The sequence below is a fragment of the Parabacteroides sp. CT06 genome, from assembly GCF_002257605.1.
GTDB classification, from domain to species: domain Bacteria; phylum Bacteroidota; class Bacteroidia; order Bacteroidales; family Tannerellaceae; genus Parabacteroides; species Parabacteroides distasonis.
Genome location: NZ_CP022754.1, coordinates 3,875,584 through 3,892,764 on the forward strand (window position 1 = coordinate 3,875,584; position 17,181 = coordinate 3,892,764).

19 protein-coding genes are annotated in these 17,181 nt (G+C 45.9%); 13 read left to right on the plus strand and 6 right to left on the minus strand.

Annotated elements, in window-relative coordinates; all coding sequences use genetic code 11:
* Positions 1 to 115 precede the first annotated feature (115 nt).
* A complete protein-coding gene (locus CI960_RS17225) occupies positions 116 to 556 on the minus strand; it encodes a DUF6078 family protein (RefSeq protein WP_008773634.1) in 441 nt (146 codons plus the stop codon).
* Positions 557 to 879: 323 nt separating this feature from the next.
* On the opposite strand from CI960_RS17225, the gene CI960_RS17230 reads away from it, so the two are divergent.
* Both CI960_RS17230 and CI960_RS17235 read left to right on the plus strand, forming a co-directional pair.
* Positions 880 to 1,245, plus strand: coding sequence for a hypothetical protein (locus CI960_RS17230; protein WP_005854318.1), 366 nt, complete (start codon positions 880 to 882; stop codon positions 1,243 to 1,245).
* A gap of 109 nt (positions 1,246 to 1,354) precedes the next feature.
* Complete coding sequence (locus tag CI960_RS17235; RefSeq protein ID WP_005854317.1) at positions 1,355 to 2,251, plus strand: HEPN domain-containing protein; 897 nt, start codon at positions 1,355 to 1,357, stop codon at positions 2,249 to 2,251.
* On the opposite strand, the gene CI960_RS17240 is transcribed toward CI960_RS17235, so the two are convergent.
* A complete protein-coding gene (locus CI960_RS17240; RefSeq protein WP_005854316.1) occupies positions 2,217 to 3,290 on the minus strand; it encodes an alcohol dehydrogenase in 1,074 nt (357 codons plus the stop codon). The genes CI960_RS17235 and CI960_RS17240 overlap by 35 nt on opposite strands.
* A gap of 173 nt (positions 3,291 to 3,463) precedes the next feature.
* On the opposite strand from CI960_RS17240, the gene CI960_RS17250 reads away from it, so the two are divergent.
* Both CI960_RS17250 and CI960_RS17255 read left to right on the plus strand, forming a co-directional pair.
* Positions 3,464 to 4,006: a flavodoxin gene (locus CI960_RS17250; protein WP_005854315.1), complete on the plus strand. Its 543-nt coding sequence runs from the start codon at positions 3,464 to 3,466 to the stop codon at positions 4,004 to 4,006.
* 6 nt (positions 4,007 to 4,012) lie between these two features.
* The gene (locus CI960_RS17255) at positions 4,013 to 4,573 is read left to right on the plus strand and encodes a flavin reductase family protein (RefSeq protein WP_005854312.1); all 561 of its coding nucleotides are present in this window, start codon (positions 4,013 to 4,015) and stop codon (positions 4,571 to 4,573) included.
* Between the two features lie 73 nt (positions 4,574 to 4,646).
* Here CI960_RS17255 and CI960_RS17260 read toward each other — a convergent pair whose 3' ends face one another.
* Positions 4,647 to 5,942 carry a TIGR01777 family oxidoreductase gene (locus CI960_RS17260; protein WP_005854310.1) on the minus strand — a complete coding sequence of 432 codons (1,296 nt, stop codon included), beginning with the start codon at positions 5,940 to 5,942 and terminating at the stop codon, positions 4,647 to 4,649.
* A gap of 85 nt (positions 5,943 to 6,027) precedes the next feature.
* Between CI960_RS17260 and CI960_RS17265 the strand changes: the two genes are divergently transcribed.
* The 9 genes from CI960_RS17265 to CI960_RS17305 are packed head-to-tail and all read left to right on the plus strand — an operon-like array spanning position 6,028 to position 13,093.
* Complete coding sequence (locus CI960_RS17265; protein ID WP_005854308.1) at positions 6,028 to 6,855, plus strand: SDR family NAD(P)-dependent oxidoreductase; 828 nt, start codon at positions 6,028 to 6,030, stop codon at positions 6,853 to 6,855.
* Positions 6,856 to 6,869: 14 nt separating this feature from the next.
* Positions 6,870 to 7,427 carry a GNAT family N-acetyltransferase gene (locus CI960_RS17270; protein WP_005854301.1) on the plus strand — a complete coding sequence of 186 codons (558 nt, stop codon included), beginning with the start codon at positions 6,870 to 6,872 and terminating at the stop codon, positions 7,425 to 7,427.
* Positions 7,424 to 7,969 carry a GNAT family N-acetyltransferase gene (locus CI960_RS17275; protein WP_005854299.1) on the plus strand — a complete coding sequence of 182 codons (546 nt, stop codon included), beginning with the start codon at positions 7,424 to 7,426 and terminating at the stop codon, positions 7,967 to 7,969. Before CI960_RS17270 ends, CI960_RS17275 begins: the two co-directional genes overlap by 4 nt.
* Before the next feature lie 7 nt (positions 7,970 to 7,976).
* Positions 7,977 to 8,441: a GNAT family N-acetyltransferase gene (locus CI960_RS17280; protein ID WP_005854297.1), complete on the plus strand. Its 465-nt coding sequence runs from the start codon at positions 7,977 to 7,979 to the stop codon at positions 8,439 to 8,441.
* Between the two features lie 56 nt (positions 8,442 to 8,497).
* Positions 8,498 to 9,010, plus strand: a complete 513-nt coding sequence (locus tag CI960_RS17285; protein ID WP_005854295.1) for a hypothetical protein — start codon at positions 8,498 to 8,500, stop codon at positions 9,008 to 9,010.
* 3 nt (positions 9,011 to 9,013) lie between these two features.
* Positions 9,014 to 10,555, plus strand: coding sequence for a family 43 glycosylhydrolase (locus CI960_RS17290; protein WP_005854293.1), 1,542 nt, complete (start codon positions 9,014 to 9,016; stop codon positions 10,553 to 10,555).
* On the plus strand, positions 10,555 to 12,192 hold the full coding sequence (locus CI960_RS17295) for an RluA family pseudouridine synthase (RefSeq protein WP_057317517.1): 1,638 nt from the start codon (positions 10,555 to 10,557) through the stop codon (positions 12,190 to 12,192). The genes CI960_RS17290 and CI960_RS17295 overlap by 1 nt, the downstream gene beginning before the upstream one ends.
* 39 nt (positions 12,193 to 12,231) lie before the next feature.
* On the plus strand, positions 12,232 to 12,462 hold the full coding sequence (locus CI960_RS17300) for a hypothetical protein (protein WP_005854290.1): 231 nt from the start codon (positions 12,232 to 12,234) through the stop codon (positions 12,460 to 12,462).
* 28 nt (positions 12,463 to 12,490) lie between these two features.
* Positions 12,491 to 13,093, plus strand: coding sequence for a sugar O-acetyltransferase (locus CI960_RS17305; RefSeq protein ID WP_005854288.1), 603 nt, complete (start codon positions 12,491 to 12,493; stop codon positions 13,091 to 13,093).
* 20 nt (positions 13,094 to 13,113) lie between these two features.
* On the opposite strand, the gene CI960_RS17310 is transcribed toward CI960_RS17305, so the two are convergent.
* The 3 genes from CI960_RS17310 to CI960_RS17320 all read right to left on the minus strand — a co-directional run bounded on the left by CI960_RS17310 (position 13,114) and on the right by CI960_RS17320 (position 17,143).
* Positions 13,114 to 13,317, minus strand: a complete 204-nt coding sequence (locus CI960_RS17310; RefSeq protein ID WP_005854287.1) for a hypothetical protein — start codon at positions 13,315 to 13,317, stop codon at positions 13,114 to 13,116.
* On the minus strand, positions 13,286 to 14,659 hold the full coding sequence (locus tag CI960_RS17315) for an MATE family efflux transporter (RefSeq protein ID WP_036628612.1): 1,374 nt from the start codon (positions 14,657 to 14,659) through the stop codon (positions 13,286 to 13,288). The genes CI960_RS17310 and CI960_RS17315 overlap by 32 nt, the downstream gene beginning before the upstream one ends.
* Positions 14,660 to 14,866: 207 nt before the next feature.
* Positions 14,867 to 17,143 carry a GH92 family glycosyl hydrolase gene (locus CI960_RS17320; RefSeq protein WP_005854283.1) on the minus strand — a complete coding sequence of 759 codons (2,277 nt, stop codon included), beginning with the start codon at positions 17,141 to 17,143 and terminating at the stop codon, positions 14,867 to 14,869.
* Positions 17,144 to 17,181 lie beyond the last annotated feature (38 nt).

Sequence of the window (17,181 nt, forward strand, 5' to 3'; positions counted from 1 at the left end):
TTCCCCTAATAAAACTTTTGTTTCTTCCTAAAGAAACTTTTGTTTCCTCTAGGAGAAACTTTTGTTTTCCCTAAGAGAAACTATTTGTTCTCCTAAGGGAAACTCTTATCAGCTCTTATCCCTTCGTCCATCGATAGCCACTCTGCCAAGCATCAAAGACTGGTTCATCCTCTACTCCGTACGCCCGAAAGACCTGACGGATATACTGTTGGTCTTCGGGCGAGAAGGTTCTTTCCTTGCGCTTAAACTGATAAAACTTATTCTTACCGTATGTCATCAACAGACGTTGCTTGATGCGTTTCGCCTCCAGATAAGGTATCTGGTCTAATAGGTGATCCATGCCGACAGCGTATTGCACGGGAGTATCCGCCATGAAAGCCGCACACTTTCCGGTAGGACTGGTACGTGCGGGATTCACGATGCTCACCGCCCAAAGCGTATCGGGGATAAAACGGACGATTTGATGCCGCAAGCAGCGGTTGGCGTTCTTACAATTTTCATTAAAACAATGTACAAAGCCTGTCGGCACCATAGCGTAATCGAGTTTTTCTATCATATCTTTTAGATTTTCAGTATTCCTCAAATATAACACTTTTTTCCTTCACACGAAAAGAAAATTGTATGAAAATCAATAATAAGTGGTAGATATTGAATAATAATTGTAGATGTTTGGAGATCTACAACCAACAGATAATACTCTCATTTACAAAAAGTATATAATAGAGTGGTAGATATTGTAGATATTTTTATAAATTCAATGTTACAGGAAACTCATAATACGTAAAAGACCGAGCCAATACAACTTCTTCATCTTTTCACTATCACATAGCAGGATATTTTATATCTTTATTGCCTGTTTATAATCATGATTGGATACATATGGACATAGATTTCGAATCATACATCCGTGGTAGTGAGCCCGACAAAAAAGAAAAGGCTTCAGCTTGGAAAACAGCCATTGGTTTACAAGCTGTAGATGGCTTGCAAACATCCGATTATTTAAAAGATACAGCTATAAAGCATTTGCGTAGCATCGGTTTTGACGTGAACAATGATCTGTTTGCCGACAACTCTTGGTACTTTCGCAATGCGCTGGTTCGTGCGAATTATAGAAATGTGCGAAAAGACGTTGAACCGGATATGAGTTTCTTGATCGCATTTTTCAGAAACTTAATGATGGGAGAAAATCATGACCCCACAACAGCCAACCGAACAAGTCGACCGAACAAGTACCGAACAAGCTAACCGAACAGTTCAGCGCACCGCTTTTAGCTATCGTAAAGGCTATCGGGACAGAACAATGTTCATTGAAAGTAAAAAGTGATTACAAACAATTTGCATAGATAAACGAAGAATGAAAACATCCATCAATTACCTTCCCGAACAGAAACGGGATGACCTCAGAAGAATTGTAGAGTGCGTACTGGAAGTACTTCCCGATTGTGAGATGATCATTCTCTACGGAAGTTATGCCCGGAATACATACGTTGACTACGACCAACGCATCGAATACGGTATCCGCACCTGTTTTATGAGCGATTATGATATTTTGGTAGTTACCAGTACCCGTTTCCAAAGATATATTATCAATCACATCTTGAGTAAAGCCACCGATAATTACTACAAAGGGAAGAACAGATACGCATCCACCACCGTACAATTTATAGACGAAAGCATCGACGACTTGAATAAAGCCATCGATAAAAACCGATATTTCTATACCGATATCAAGCGAGAAGGTATCATGCTTTACAACAGCGGCCGTTATAAGTTGGCCCGCCGTCGTAAACTGAACTATCGGGAGATAAAAGAGTTGGCGGAGGAGTATTACAACGACAGGTTTGAACGTGCGAATGATTTTTTACGAAATGCAATGTATGACAAAAACGACGAGAGATATAAAATATGTTCTTTTCATTTGCATCAAGCTTGTGAGAATTATTACAACAGCATAATCTTGACTTTTACATTGTATAGTCCCAAAGAGCATAGCCTAATAACGTTATCCGGCAGAGCCAAAACGCATTCCCTAGAGTCATCCGAAGCCTTTCCCCGGGATACGGAAGAAGAAAAACGACTTTTCGATTTGCTGCAGGACGCATACGTTCAGGCTCGTTATAATTTACACTTCCGCGTCACTAAAGAAGATATCGAGGCGCTTATCCCCAAAGTAGAACTGCTCCGGGATATCACACGACAATGTTGCGAGGAGAGAATCAAAGTGTATGCGGCAAAACAAAGACAGGTTTGATGAGATTCCCCTCAATCGCCACCTTTATAACCCCATCCAACCTGTTTTCGAAGATACGGTAAGCCTCCTCAATCTCGTTCAATGGAAACTTATGGGTAATAAGAGGCGTCGTGTCTATCTTACCTTCTTCTATTAGGTTAAGAATCTCGGCGCAATCGCAGCCATCCACCCCACCAGTCTTGAACGTCAAGTTCTTGCCATACATGTCTGGCAAAGGAAGAAGCTGAGGTTTATCATAGAGGGCTACGATGGTGACAATGGCGTTCGGACGGGCACAATCCCATGCCAAGCGGAAGGTATCCTCACTCCCCGCGACCTCCAATACGACATCCGCACCGCCATGATCGCTGTTACGAAGAACAAATTCCTTACAGTTTTTGGGATCTGTCACCAAGACTTCTGGATAACGCTGACGAACGAACCGGGCCCTTTCCGGAGACTTCTCGCAAACAATAATACGTCGTGGCTTCTTCAACAACACGCACAACAAAGTACAGATCCCCGTAGGACCAGCGCCAATAATGAGAACCGTATCCTCCTCTGAGACCTCCGAGATGCGGGCAGCCCAAAAACCTGTCGCTAACACATCACCGACCAGCAAAGCCTGCTCATCACTGACCGTATCTGGGATACGATTCAAGCCTCGATCCGCATAAGGAACCCGGACATACTCCGCCTGCCCCCCATCGATACGACAGCCCAACGCCCAACCGCCATTGGGATCGGTACAATTATTGACATATCCACGCCGGCAGAAGAAACACTCTCCGCAAAAGGTCTCGACATTCACGGTCACCCTGTCACCCGGCTTGACTGCAGTAACATCGGCACCCACCTTTTCCACCACACCAACCATCTCATGCCCAACGGTTATTCCGGGTACCGCACGTGGTACGCTACCGTGTTTAATATGAAGATCGCTAGAACAAATGCTACCCAAAGTCACTCGTACGATAGTGTCCCGTGAATCCTTTATTTCCGGCATCGGTTTCTCCCGCAATTCAAATTTCCCTTGTTCAATATAAGTGTACGCTAGCATGATATTTTCTTCTTTTAGTTAATCGCCTTACAAAGATAAGGATCGTATCGCCAAAAATATCAGATATATCAGTAATTTGGGTACAAACTGTTTCATTTTTCTCTCCTATCTTTATCGCCATAAATACATAGCATTCTCGTAATGAATATAAAAACAACAAAAATTCAAGAAGTATGAAACGAATCGTATTATTCATGGTCATGGTCTCAATGGTATGTATCGCCTCTTATGCGCAAAAGGCTGCCGAAGGGACAAAAGTTTTAGTGGCTTACTTCTCGGCAACGGGAAATACTGAAAAAGCGGCCCAACAAGTCGCGTCTATTGTCAGTGGTGATCTTCACAAGATCCAACCTGAGAAAAGCTATACCTCCGCCGATCTGAACTGGCGGGATAAATCCTCACGCAGCAGCGTAGAGATGGACGATCCGACATCACGACCGGCCATTATCGATGATTTGAAGAACCTAGCGGAGTATGACACCGTTTACCTAGGATTTCCCATCTGGTGGAATCAAGCTCCAAGACTCATCAACACCTTTTTGGAGAAATACGATCTCTCGGGCAAAACCGTTATCCCATTCGCCACATCAGGCAGCAGCAATATCTCGAACGCAGAGAGTGAATTGCGGAAAGCCTATCCGGATGTGAACTGGCAAAAAGGGAAGTTGATGAACGGAGCGACAGAAGAAGATATCAAGAATTGGACTAAAAAATAAATGATTATGAGAAAGAATTTTGGTGCGAAGCCTTTGAGCTATCCGCAACCCGTATTTATTATCGCCACGTATGGAGAAGATGGAACTCCCGATGCGATGAACGCCGCTTGGGGCGGTATCAGTGAGATGAATGAGATCAGCATGTGTCTTAGCGCCGGTCACAAGACAGTTAAGAATATCCTGAAGCGTAGAGCTTTCACGGTAAGCATGGCAGATGCCGATCATGTCGTGGCTTGTGATTATGTAGGTATCGTGTCGGGCAATAAAGTTACCGACAAGTTTGCCAAAGCAGGATTTCACGCTACAAAATCAGACTTCGTAGATGCTCCGTTGATCGACGAATTGGCCGTGGCTATCGAATGTAAATTGAAAGATTACGATCCGGATACTTGCATACTCCGTGGCGAGATCGTAAATGTCAGTGTTGACGAGCGTGTACTTGATGAGAACGGCAAGGTGAATGTAGCTAAAGCCGCTCCCATCATCTTTGATCCATTCAACAACGACTATTTGAGAGTGGGCGAAAAGGTAGGAAATGCCTTTTCCGATGGAAAACAATTGAAATAAATGACAGGGTAATAGCAATTAGTATTGATAGTAGCCTAGATTACTATCAATACTAATTTTGGAAACTATGTAATCAAATTCTGTTATAAACCAATTTAGAGATATCATATCCTCGTTTCATTATCTTGCCAAGCAAATCTTCCATAACCGCTTCCGGCAAGGATTTATCACGACTCAAAATCCAGAGATACTTGTCAGAACTGCTGCCTACCACAACATACTGATAATGTTCGTCGAGTTCGAAGATATAATAATCTGAATAGAACCATAAAAAGAAAGCGACTTTCAATTTACCCGGGCTATTTTCTGGTTCTGGCTGTTTCGCCCGGCCTACTGCTTTTTTATGGATTCCATCTTTAAACCCCTCGTTTTCCACACGGATTCTTCCATCCGATCGCAATGTATAAGTAGCCGTAACATCCGTCATACCTTTCTCGAAATGATTCTCGTAACGGGCGATCTCATACCACCGTCCCATATACCGGCGGACATCCAGTGCCTGCACGGTACGATGATCTGTTATATTCATAAGCTTTTCTATTGTCGGATAATCATATGTAAAACCAGACTCCAATAATTTCGTAGGATGAACCGTTTGCCCCTCCGTTACAAACGAGGCTCCTTCACCGAACATCAGTCGGAAAATGAATGTAGGCAAAGGCATAACCCAACGGGTTCCATCCGCTCTCGCCAGCGCATATGCCAGTTGCTTTTGGGTGATGCATTGCGGAGAGACAAGATTGACCACTCCTCTCAACGTACTATTTTGTATCATAAAATCAAAAGAGCGGCACAAATCATGCACGCTGATCCACGGAAAACTCTGTTGGCCATCGCCTATCACCACACCTATCCGGGAGAGACGTTGCAAATGAAGCATCTGTCTCAATGCCCCGCCATCCTCCGAGAGTACGACCCCGAACCGGGCAATCACAAGCCGCACATCCGGCAAACACGCCCGCGCTTCCTTTTCCCATGCGCCACATAACCGGGCCAAGAAATCCTCACCTTGCCGATTGTTATATTCGTCATATTCTCCGGATGTGGGATAATAGCCTACGGCAGAAGTTGATATAAACAACTTTGGGAGAATATCCCGGGTATTTATGGCATTTACCAACTGATGGGTTGTCCGGATTCTACTATCATATAATTCTTGCTTATACGCTTTTGTCCAGCGCTTATTAATGGAAGCACCCGCCAGATTAATGACCACATCACACGATTCCACACGATGGCATAGCTCATCGAAATTCTCCTCCTTGAACAGGTTCCTTCCTAAAGGAACCACCTCATCACCCTTTTCCGTGAAAAAAAGAGTAAGATGCTGTCCTATGTATCCACTCGCACCGCTAATCGCTATTTTCATGATTCTAAATGATCTTTACCTTATAAACAAGCGCACAACCTATTTAGTTAAACACTATATTTGTTCTTTCAACTAATAATGGATCATGGCAGACAACTATTTGGAAAAAAAATACGAGCAATATCAAGTCCGGAAAACCTCCGGGACAAGAACCAGTCACAATACGAAGACACTCCATAAAACAAGAAGAGTCTTCATTACCGGTGGGGCCGAGGGGATCGGAAAAGCCATCGTGAGAACGTTCAGGGGAGCCGGCCATCGAGTAGCGTTCTGTGATAAAAACGAAGCATCAGGAAAAGAGACCGCATTACAAACCGGAACTCAATTCTTTCCCGTGGACGTTAGCGATAAGACCGCATTGGAGGATTGCCTGCAAAAGATCATCGAGGAATGGGGCGATATCGATATCATCATCAATAACGCGGGTATCAGCCAGTTCTCATCCATCACGGAAACGAGTGTAGAGGATTTTGATAAGATATTATCCATAAACCTACGTCCCGCGTTCATCACTTCCCGGCGATTAGCGCTCCATCGGCAATCTCTCGAGACCCCCAATCCATACGGCAGGATTATCAACATCTGCTCTACCCGTTACTTGATGAGTGAACCCGGTAGCGAGGGTTACGCCGCCTCTAAAGGAGGTATCTATTCTTTGACGCATGCGTTGGCCTTATCGCTCTCGGAATGGCATATCACGGTAAACTCTATCGCTCCCGGTTGGATACAGAATAACAATTACGACCAGCTTCGTCCGGAGGATCATGCTCAACATCCATCCGGACGGGTGGGCAAGCCGGAGGATATCGCCCGTATGTGCTTATTTCTCTGTCAAGAGGAAAACGATTTCATTAATGGCGAGAATATTACGATTGACGGTGGGATGACCAAGAAAATGATCTATCTCGACTAAATAAACATCCGTATATGACACAAACATCGAATATAGAAACCAACCGTCTTGTGCTCCGTCCTTTCAGCGAAAGCGATGCTCCTGATGTTTTTGAGAGCTGTAAGAATCCAAACCTAGGCAATAACGCAGGATGGAAACCTCTCGAAACGATCGAGGAGACAATCGATGTTCTAAATGCCATTTTTATCGGGAAAGAAGGGGTTTGGGCTATCGTATCAAAAGAGACAAAACAAGTCATTGGCTCCATTGGCATCATTCCCGATCCAAAGCGGGAGAATCCGCATGCCCGCATGCTGGGATATTGGCTGGATGAGAAATACTGGGGACAAGGCTTCATGAGCGAGGCAGTGAAGAGCGTATTGAATTACGGATTCACCCAAATGGGTTTACATTTGATCACGGCCAATTGCTATCCTCATAATCAACGTTCACAACGTGTATTACAGAAAAATGGATTTATATACGAAGGGCTGCTTCACCAAGCGGAGTTAATGTATAATGGGCAAATATATGACCACCTGTGCTATTATCTTGAGAATCCGTCCTTATCCCGTAAAAACAACATCTTATGATTGTAGTAATAAAGGATTTATATACGCTCAAGAGCTGGGAAGATCAAGACACCGAATCCCTAGCCTTCCATTTGAACAATAAGAAAATCTGGGATAACTGCCGGGATGGATTACCTTATCCTTATACAAAAGGGAATGCCCGCTTCTTCATCAAACAAGCGCAGGAGAAAACAGATATATCGGATTTTTGTATTACGGTTGGTGGCGAGGCTATTGGTAACATTGGTTTTGTGAGAGGTACGGACGTAGAGCGTTTCAATGCGGAAGTGGGTTATTGGATTAGTGAGAAATACTGGAATCAAGGAATTGTTTCGGATGCGTTAACCGAGGCCATCCAGTATTATTTCGCGCATACGGAGGTTATTCGTATATTCGCCACGGTCTACGAATATAATCCGGCCTCCATGCGAGTATTAGAAAAAGCTGGATTCAGGAAGACCGGCATTTTCAGAAAGGCTTGTTACAAAAACGGACAATTCATTGATGCGCATCATTTTGAATTGGTAGCAGATAAGAAACTAGAAGAGAATCAAAAAGAATAACATATCTATGGAAATTCGACAATTACCGGCAAATGAATACGATAAGGCATTAGACTTATCTCTGGACGTTTTCATCGAATGCGGAAGAAAGGATTTCGATGAAGAGGGGCTGGAAACTTTCAAGAATTTCATTTATAATAAGCAACTAGTAAATGAATTAACCTTCTACGGAGCCTTCGATGGAGAGTCTTTAATTGGCGTAATCGCGACAAAAAACGAGGGAAAACATATCTCCTTATTCTTTATCAAACCGTCTTATCATAGAAGAGGAATCGGTAAACAATTGTTCAAGACCGCGATCTTAAATCAGCCCGTATCAGAAATGACGGTTAACTCCTCTTCTTACGCAATCCCCATCTACAGAAAGCTCGGATTCGAGCCTGTCTGTGAGGAGCAGGTGACGCATGGGATGAAGTATACGCCGATGAAACGAATGGGAACAAAAGTAAGAGAATTAGAGAAAGTTTGCTAAAAAGACTATAACTTTACGGCATAAAAGATCGAAAGATATAAGATTCAATGTTGTAAATGGATTTAAGAGAGAGATTATCTGACCGCATCCACATAGAGGATATCCATGAGATATTGCGATATGTGCAAGGAAGCCAGAAACGGAAATCGGAACTATACGGTTTGATCTTCGATCCGGACGAGACCATCGGTTATCAAGCGTTATGGGCCTGTAGCCATTTTTCCGCAGATGAGAATAAATGGCTATACGATAAACAAGATGAATTGATAAACGAGATTCTGGTCTGCAAGCATCCCGGTAAACGACGTCTTCTATTGAATTTGCTTTTACGACAGCCTCAAGCGAATCCCCCACGGGTGGATTTCCTGAACTTCTGCCTAGACCGGATGCTTTCAGCGAAGGAATTACCCGGTGTGCAAACGCTTTGCATGAAACTGGGATATGAGTTATGCCGTCCCATTCCAGAGCTATTACAGGAGTATAAGACACTACTCGATCTGGCGGAACCCGATTTACTACAAATCTCTTTGCGAACCGTACGTAAGAACATCTTAAAAAAAATACGATAAAACATGAGAAAGATTTTCACACTATTCTTCTGTGCCGCCTCCTTGGCCACAGGACTAGCGCAACAAGAATCCTATTTTACCAATCCCGTGATCCACGGTGACGTAGCTGATCCTTCCATTATTCGGATCGATCAGACTTACTATATCACCGGCACCTCCTCGGAATGGGCCCCCTATTATCCGGTTTTCACTTCTACCGATCTGGTGAACTGGCAGCAAACCGGACATGTATTCGACGAGAAGCCGGAATGGACTAAGTCCTCTTTCTGGGCTCCGGAATGGTATCAGCATAAAGGGAAGGTATATGTCTATTATACGGCCCGGAAGCAATCGGATAACATCTCGTGCATCGGTGTTGCCGTGGCGGATTCACCTACGGGCAAGTTCAAGGATCACGGCCCGGTGGTAGAGTTCGGGAAGGAAGCGATAGACGCATTTATCTTGGAGGATAAAGGCAAACTTTACATCAGTTGGAAGGCTTATGGATTGGATAACCAACCCATAGAGTTATTGGCCTGTAAGTTGACGGACGATGGGCTTCGCCTAGACGGAAAGCCTTTCAGCCTGCTGCGTGACGATGAGCGTCAAGGTATGGAAGGTCAGCATTGGTTCAAGAAAGACGGATATTACTATATCATCTACTCCGTGAGAGACTGTTGCGGCCCGCAGAGCGATTACGCCGTATCCGTGGCTCGCTCGAAGAAGCTGGAAGGTCCTTACGAGAAATACCTAGGAAACCCGATCTTGCACGGAAGCAAGGAGGTTCTCTCCATCGGTCACGGAACGATTACGACTACACCGGACGGACGCATGTATTACCTATGCCACGCTTACCAGCCGGGAAGCGGCTTCTACCAAGGTCGCCAACCTTACCTGCAAGAGGTGAGAATGGGTGAGGATCATTGGCCTCACTTCGTAACCGGGGAATACGCGAGCCGCACGCAACCCATGCCATTTGCCGAGTCCGCACAAGTGCCGGTATTCGATTTCTCGGATGATTTCACCGGTGCGACCTTGCGTCCCGAATGGAGTTGGAACTATCCTTACACGGATGTCAAGACCGAGATCAAGAACGGTAAACTATCTCTATCCGGAACACCGAAACCCGGCGTAAAGACCGGAGCGGCACTTTGTTTACGCCCAACCTCCCCGAATTACACGTTGGAAACAGCGATCGTAAACCGGAATGACAGTTGGAAAGGAATCACGATGTACGGAGACGCAAATAACCTAATCACCTGCGGATGCGCAGGAGACCGTTTGATATTGAAATATATCTTAGAGGGGAAAGAACATCAATTGGCCGATCTTCCTCTTCCCGCCTCGCCTTTATATCTACAGATGAAAGTGACCGACGGTACGCATAGCACGTTCTACTGGAGTAAGGACGGACAAGCATGGAACGAGATCGTCGGCGAAGCTCTCTCCGCGAAAGAGACCCGGTCGTTGATCCAATGGGATCGTATCTCCCGTCCGGGATTGTATCAAGAGGGAGATCCTACGGCACCGGCCGTTTACGCTTATTGTCTATTAAAAAATGAATGATGGAATCTAAGTTTCACACGTTTGCCCAACCGATACAATCGATCCCCTTACCGGAACGATTCACGTATCCTTTTCACTATACACCGCATCCTCTATGCGTAATAGCGGCTGAGGAGACGCAGGCATACCTGAAAGAACGAACCGAATGGCGGGAAGAGTTACAAACCGGAAAAATGTTCGGCGTATTGGTGGTTCGTACTCCCGCCGGAGAGGTCGGCTATCTGGCTGCGTTCTCCGGTAACCTAGCGGGGAAGAATGTACATCCTTTCTTCGTCCCCCCGATCTATGACCTATTACAACCGGATGGTTTCTTCCGGCAAGAGGAGGAGCAGATCAATGAGATCAATGCCCGTATCCGAACCCAGCAAGCCTCTCCAGCTCTCGAAGACGCACGGTCGAGGTTACAAAGCACGATCGAATACTGCGATTTCGTATTACAGGCCGCAAAAGACTTGATGAAAAAGAGGAAAGAGGAGCGCGACCGACTTCGGCAATTCCCTCTCACGGAAGAAGAGACCGCACTTCTTATTAAAGAGAGCCAACACATGAAAGCCGCTCACAAGCTAACCAAGAAATCATTGCGGTCTATACTGGAGGAGGATCAAGCTAAGGTGGATCGGCTTGAGCAGGAGATCGAGCAACTGAAGCAAGAACGCAAGCGACGGTCGGCGGCCTTGCAACGCAAGTTGTTCGAACAATTCCGAATCCTGAACGCCCGGGGCGAGGTGAAGGACTTATGCGAACTGTTCGCTCCTACCTCACAAGGTACGCCGCCTGCCGGAGCGGGTGAGTGCGCCGCCCCTAAACTCTTACAATACGCCTACCAGCATCAGTTGGAACCGATCGCCATGGCAGAGTTCTGGTGGGGCGATTCTCCCAAGACGGAGATTCGGCACCATGGATATTATTATCCGGCTTGCAAAGGAAAATGCGAGCCGATCCTCCATCATATGCTACAGGGATTGCGGGTAGATGAAAATCCGTTATTGGCGGACTCTCACCGGGAGACGAAGCTGGATATCCTTTATGAGGATGACTATTTGTTGGTCATCAATAAACCGGAAGGTATGCTCTCCGTCCCCGGCAAGGGAGATGTGGACTCTGTCTATCAAAGGCTATCGATCCTTTACCCGGAAGCCACCGGTCCAATTATCGTACATCGCTTGGATATGGCGACATCCGGCTTGCTACTCGCCGCCAAGACCAAAGAAGCGCATCAGAACCTACAAGCCCAATTCAAGAACCGAACCATCCAGAAAAGGTATATCGCCTTATTAGAGGGTGAAGTTCCCCAAGATGAGGGTGAGATCCGTCTCCCGCTATGTCCCGATCCTTTGGACAGACCCCGGCAAATCGTAAGCGAAGAATTTGGGAAACCTGCCCTCACGCGCTACCGGGTATTGGAACGGACTTCCGGAAAAACCCTTATCGCCTTTTATCCCCAAACCGGACGTACCCACCAGCTACGGGTACACGCCGCCCATCCCCTAGGTCTTCATTGCCCCATCCTTGGCGACGAGCTTTACGGACGAAAGGCGGAACGGCTCTATCTGCACGCTGAATACTTAGCGTTTACGCATCCTATCACTTCCGAAAGGATAGAGATACGTGCCAAGATTCCATTTTCTCAACACTAAAACTGTCTATTATATCCAATAACTAAACAGATACTAAAGATGAGAACTATCAGAAGTAAAATATTAATAGCCATGGGATGGGTAATGCTTATTAGCGTCATTGTTTTAGGCTTCTTCGGCATCCCTACTGGTATACTACTGTGCGCCTTGATAGGACTAGCCTATGGAGGCTATAAACAAGATAAGCCTTTCCGTCTATATTCTTCTATCGCCCTGATTGCGACTATCGCCTTTTTCATCGTCTTCTATATACAACTTCAACATATGTAAATAACCGTATCAAATCCCTGTAATCATTATGGAAACAAATTATCAAAAGTTCTTGGCGGGCGAGTATTGCAACCATCTGGATCAAGAAGTCCTGCAAATGATCGTTCAGACGAAAAACCTACTCGCTCGTTTGAACGCAACCAATATAACCGACAGCGCTACAAGAGATGCCCTCTTACGCCAAATGCTAGGAAGCATTGGCAAGTATTCCAGCATTGATATAAATTTCCATTGCGAATGCGGGAAGCACATCTTTATTGGTGACAAGGTCATTATCAATATGAACTGTACGTTTTTAGACGATAATATTATCAAAATAGGAAATAACGTCCTCATCGCCCCCAACGTACAATTATATACGGCTACGCACCCGATAAATGCGAACGAACGCTTCGTGAATGATTGGGACGAACGATCGGGGGATTTATTTTTCAGGACAAAAGCCCTCCCCATCACCATTGAAGACAATGTTTGGATTGGTGGTGGAACGATCGTCTTACCCGGCATCACGATCGGGCGGAACAGCGTGATCGGGGCAGGCAGTGTAGTGACAAAATCCATTCCCACCTATAGCGTGGCCGTCGGTAACCCATGTAGAGTGATCAGAGAGTTACCCAAAGAAGACTTATAAGAACTTGCCACCCATTAAAATCACCGGCATTTCCTAGGCGCTCCATGCCATGAGCATCCTAGGCAAAATACCTCTGTCAAGTCAAATCCGGACAGATCCGCAGTAGGATCTTTGGGAACGACCTCCCCATTCTCGTAAACATACACTAAAAGACGTTCCCCGTCCGCATTCTTTACATACATAGAAGGGATATCACACTGCGGACACCGATACTTTCTCATCATCTAATCTTTTCTTTATCTTTTTATAAACATACAAAAACGCCGGTATCAAGAATAAGTCAGCGGCGACCCAAGCCAACGGATCACCGAAGCAAACGCCTAAGAATCCAAAAGCGGGAACCGCATACAAGCTCACCAAGATACGTGCGATCATCTCTGAAACACCCGAGAGCATCGCAAGGTTGCTGAAACCTACCCCTTGTATCGCGTAACGCAAGATGCACAGTAGCCCGACAGCCGGGAAGAACCAGCAAGAAATATGCAAAAACTGCTCCGTATAGTCCAGTATCTCGACCTCGGATGGAGCTACAAACAACAAAGCCAACGAACGAGATCCCAGCATCAAGATCATCCATGTAGCGGCGGCATACGTAAGCATCATCAACGCACTTACTTTAATTCCCCGCAAAATACGCTCCGGCTTTCCCGCCCCATAATTCTGTCCGCAATACGTAGCCATGGCGATACCTAAACTCTCAAAAGCACAAATGAAGAACATCTTGATACGGGCGGCGGAAGTAAAGGCGGCGACACAGGCCGTACCTAACGCATTATTGGCGCTCTGCAACATGATACTGCCGATGGCGGTAATAGAGAATTGTAATCCCATCGGGACCCCCATCGCCAACAAGGTACGGGCCAGCCCGGCATGGAACCTTCGGTCCTCGGAGGAAGTAGCCCGTAAGATCGGGAATTTCCGAAGCATATATAAATAACATAGAATGGCGGAAAGCCCTTGCGAGAAAACCGTAGCGATAGCCGCTCCCATCACGCCCCATCCTAGTACCAAGATGCAAAATAAATCCAAGAAAACATTCAAGACCGTAGAGAACAGCAAGAACCAGAATGGAGTCTTGCTATCTCCCAAAGCCCGCATGATACTTGCCAACAAATTATAGAAGAATGTACAAGGAATACCGATAAAAGTAACAAACAAATAATCATAGGCCCCATCGAAGATATTCCCGGGTGTCTGCATCCCCCGCAAGATATCCCGGCAATAGAAACCGGAGACAGCGGCGATCACCACGGACATCACCGTAGCCAATTGCAACCCCACCGCCACGTAACGGCGCATCGTCGCATAATCCCTCGCCCCGAACTTCTGAGCTACCGGGATGCCAAAACCGGCGCAACATCCGTTACAGAATCCCAGAATCAAGAAAATCACCGAGGTACTGGCTCCTACGGCAGCCAGCGAATTAATACCTAGAAATTTACCAACGATAGCGGCATCGATCAGAGAATAAGTCTGCTGAAGTAAGTTCCCTAGCAATAACGGCATCGTGAAACTGAATAGAAGAGGGAATACAGCTCCCCCCGTCATCTCTTTTGAGTTTGCCATACATCTAACAAATAAAAGGATTTAAGAAAGACGGATAAGTCGCTACAAAGGTAATCAATCACTAATAAAAAACAATTCCCGCCCGCTATTATTTTAAGCGGTAGTCTACAAGAAACAACAATGCCCATCGTAAGGTCTTTACAATGGGCATCGTAAGGTGCTTAGAATGCCTATTGTAACAGGCTTACAATGGGCATCATGGTTTTCTTATTCCAACGAGAAAGAATAGGGGCGATCACTATCCTGAGTACCTCGCTGTTTATTAGGGGTATCGCTCATTTGGTATTGAATTTTCGCACCACCTAGCAACTGCTCGTGTGTCAAGAAATTGCGGGTATATGTCTTGCCGTTTACTTTCATACCCTTGATGTAACGGTTCTCCCGATCAGCCTTGTCCGCTTGGATCAACACCTGCTTTCCGTTATCCAGATGGAGTTTTACGGATTTGAACAAAGGGGTACCTAATACATATTGGTCGGTACCCGGACATACGGTATAGAAGCCTAAGGCAGAGAATACATACCATGCGGAAGTCTGTCCGTTATCCTCATCGCCGCAATAACCATCCGCCTCAGCGGTATAGAGCTTATGCATGATCTCGCGCACCCAGTATTGGGCTTTCCAAGGCTCGCCGGAATAGTTGTATAGATACACCATATGCTGGATGGGTTGGTTGCCATGGGCGTATTGTCCCATGTTCATTACTTGCATCTCACGCATCTCATGGATCATACCGCGGCTATCCATACCCAAACGACTAGGCATCTTGAAGACGGAATCCATCATATGATTGAATTCCTTCTTTCCTCCCATTAAGTCGATCAGGCCTTGCGGGTCGTGGAAAACACAGAAACTCCAATGCCAGCTGTTTCCCTCGCAGAAATCACGGCTCCAGTCCGTACCTTTAAAAGTCGGATTGAACTCGCCCTTATCAGAGCGTCCGACCATCAACTTATATTTTGGGTCGTACACATTCTTATAGTTGTTAGCCCGTTGCTTGAAGATATCGATCTCGCTTGCCGGCTTGCCAAGTTTTTTGCCCAAGGTATAAATCGTCCAGTCATTATAAGCATATTCCAAGGTACGAGCCACGTTTTGTCCGATACCGATATTATTCGGTACATAACCCAGTTTATTATACTCCTCGTAAGCGACACGACCGGAAGCCGTTCTCGGCAGTTGGCTATTCGCGTCATGCTTCAAGGCTTCCCAAAGCGTCTCGATATCGTATCCTCTCAAGCCTTTGATATAAGCGTCAGCTACCACGGAAGCGGAGTTATTGCCGACCATGCAATCCCGGTGGCCCGGACTTGCCCATTCCGGCAAGAAACCGCTCTCTTTATAAGCGTTCACCAAACCTTCCTGCATCTTTTGGTTCATCTCCGGATACATCAGGTTCAAGAAGGGGAAAAGACAGCGGAATGTATCCCAGAAACCGGTATCGGTAAACATATAGCCCGGCAAGACCTCACCGTTATAAGGGCTATAATGCATGACTTGCCCTTTGGCATCGATCTCATAGAAGCTACGGGGGAAAAGCAAGGAACGATACAAGCAAGAATAGAAAGTACGCAAGTTATCGATGTTCGTATCCTCTACCTCGATCTTACCTAATTCCCAGTTCCAGATTTCCTTCCCTTTGGTCACTAGCTGATCGAAACCAGTATCTCCCACCTCACGCAAGTTTAACTCGGCCTGCTCGGTGCTGATGAAAGAAGAAGCCACATTGGCATGCACCACCTCGCCGGCCTTTGTCTCAAAACCGATGATAGCGCCGGCATGGTTTGTCTTCACCTCCGACTCATCCAACTGGATCGCCCCGTTCTTAACCGTAGAGGAGAACGTGAATGGCTTATCGAATTGGATCACGAAATAATTCTTGAAGTTACGGGGAACACCGCCCGTGTTCTTCGTGGAATAACCGATGATCTTACGTTCCGCAGGCAATACCTTTATATAAGAGCCTTTATCGAAAGCGTCGATGACGATATACGCTTTCTTGGTTTCCGGGAATGTAAAGCGGAACTTAGCCGCACGTTCCGTCGGAACCAACTCGGTAGTCACGTCATGATCGGCCAGATAGACCTTATAATAATAAGGTGTAGCTACTTCCCCTTTGTGAGAGAACCAGCTAGCCCGTTTCTCCTCGTCGAAGACCAAGCCTTCGGTAGTAGGCATAATGGAGAACTGCCCGTAATCGTTCATCCACGGGCTCGGTTGATGGGTTTGCTTGAATCCCCGGATCTTATCCGCGTCGTAACGATAGGTCCAGCCGTTGCCCATCTCGCCGGTCTGGGGAGTCCAGAAGTTCATACCCCAAGGCATGGCCGTGGCCGGATAGGTATTTCCGGTAGATAATTCGTACTTGGATTGGGTACCGACTAACGTATTCACGTAGTCTACAGGATTCTCCACGGCGGAAAGCTGCATGCAGCAGGCTATCCCTATCGCTAAGAACCCTTGCTTGAAAAAAGATGTTTTCATGTTTGTATAGAATATTAATATTGTCTGTATTGTAGAGA

Excerpts from the sequence above, each read along its gene's own strand:
- CI960_RS17285 (WP_005854295.1), top strand. The coding sequence starts at position 8,498 with ATGGATTTAAGAGAGAGATTATCTGACCGCATCCACATAGAGGATATC.
- CI960_RS17275 (WP_005854299.1), top strand. The coding sequence starts at position 7,424 with ATGATTGTAGTAATAAAGGATTTATATACGCTCAAGAGCTGGGAAGAT.
- CI960_RS17265 (WP_005854308.1), top strand. The coding sequence starts at position 6,028 with ATGGCAGACAACTATTTGGAAAAAAAATACGAGCAATATCAAGTCCGG.
- CI960_RS17240 (WP_005854316.1), bottom strand. The coding sequence starts at position 3,290 with ATGCTAGCGTACACTTATATTGAACAAGGGAAATTTGAATTGCGGGAG.
- CI960_RS17260 (WP_005854310.1), bottom strand. The coding sequence starts at position 5,942 with ATGAAAATAGCGATTAGCGGTGCGAGTGGATACATAGGACAGCATCTT.
- CI960_RS17315 (WP_036628612.1), bottom strand. The coding sequence starts at position 14,659 with ATGGCAAACTCAAAAGAGATGACGGGGGGAGCTGTATTCCCTCTTCTA.
- CI960_RS17255 (WP_005854312.1), top strand. The coding sequence starts at position 4,013 with ATGAGAAAGAATTTTGGTGCGAAGCCTTTGAGCTATCCGCAACCCGTA.
- CI960_RS17295 (WP_057317517.1), top strand. The coding sequence starts at position 10,555 with ATGGAATCTAAGTTTCACACGTTTGCCCAACCGATACAATCGATCCCC.
- CI960_RS17280 (WP_005854297.1), top strand. The coding sequence starts at position 7,977 with ATGGAAATTCGACAATTACCGGCAAATGAATACGATAAGGCATTAGAC.
- CI960_RS17270 (WP_005854301.1), top strand. The coding sequence starts at position 6,870 with ATGACACAAACATCGAATATAGAAACCAACCGTCTTGTGCTCCGTCCT.
- CI960_RS17250 (WP_005854315.1), top strand. The coding sequence starts at position 3,464 with ATGAAACGAATCGTATTATTCATGGTCATGGTCTCAATGGTATGTATC.
- CI960_RS17320 (WP_005854283.1), bottom strand. The coding sequence starts at position 17,143 with ATGAAAACATCTTTTTTCAAGCAAGGGTTCTTAGCGATAGGGATAGCC.
- CI960_RS17305 (WP_005854288.1), top strand. The coding sequence starts at position 12,491 with ATGGAAACAAATTATCAAAAGTTCTTGGCGGGCGAGTATTGCAACCAT.
- CI960_RS17290 (WP_005854293.1), top strand. The coding sequence starts at position 9,014 with ATGAGAAAGATTTTCACACTATTCTTCTGTGCCGCCTCCTTGGCCACA.
- CI960_RS17235 (WP_005854317.1), top strand. The coding sequence starts at position 1,355 with ATGAAAACATCCATCAATTACCTTCCCGAACAGAAACGGGATGACCTC.
- CI960_RS17310 (WP_005854287.1), bottom strand. The coding sequence starts at position 13,317 with ATGATGAGAAAGTATCGGTGTCCGCAGTGTGATATCCCTTCTATGTAT.
- CI960_RS17300 (WP_005854290.1), top strand. The coding sequence starts at position 12,232 with ATGAGAACTATCAGAAGTAAAATATTAATAGCCATGGGATGGGTAATG.
- CI960_RS17230 (WP_005854318.1), top strand. The coding sequence starts at position 880 with ATGGACATAGATTTCGAATCATACATCCGTGGTAGTGAGCCCGACAAA.
- CI960_RS17225 (WP_008773634.1), bottom strand. The coding sequence starts at position 556 with ATGATAGAAAAACTCGATTACGCTATGGTGCCGACAGGCTTTGTACAT.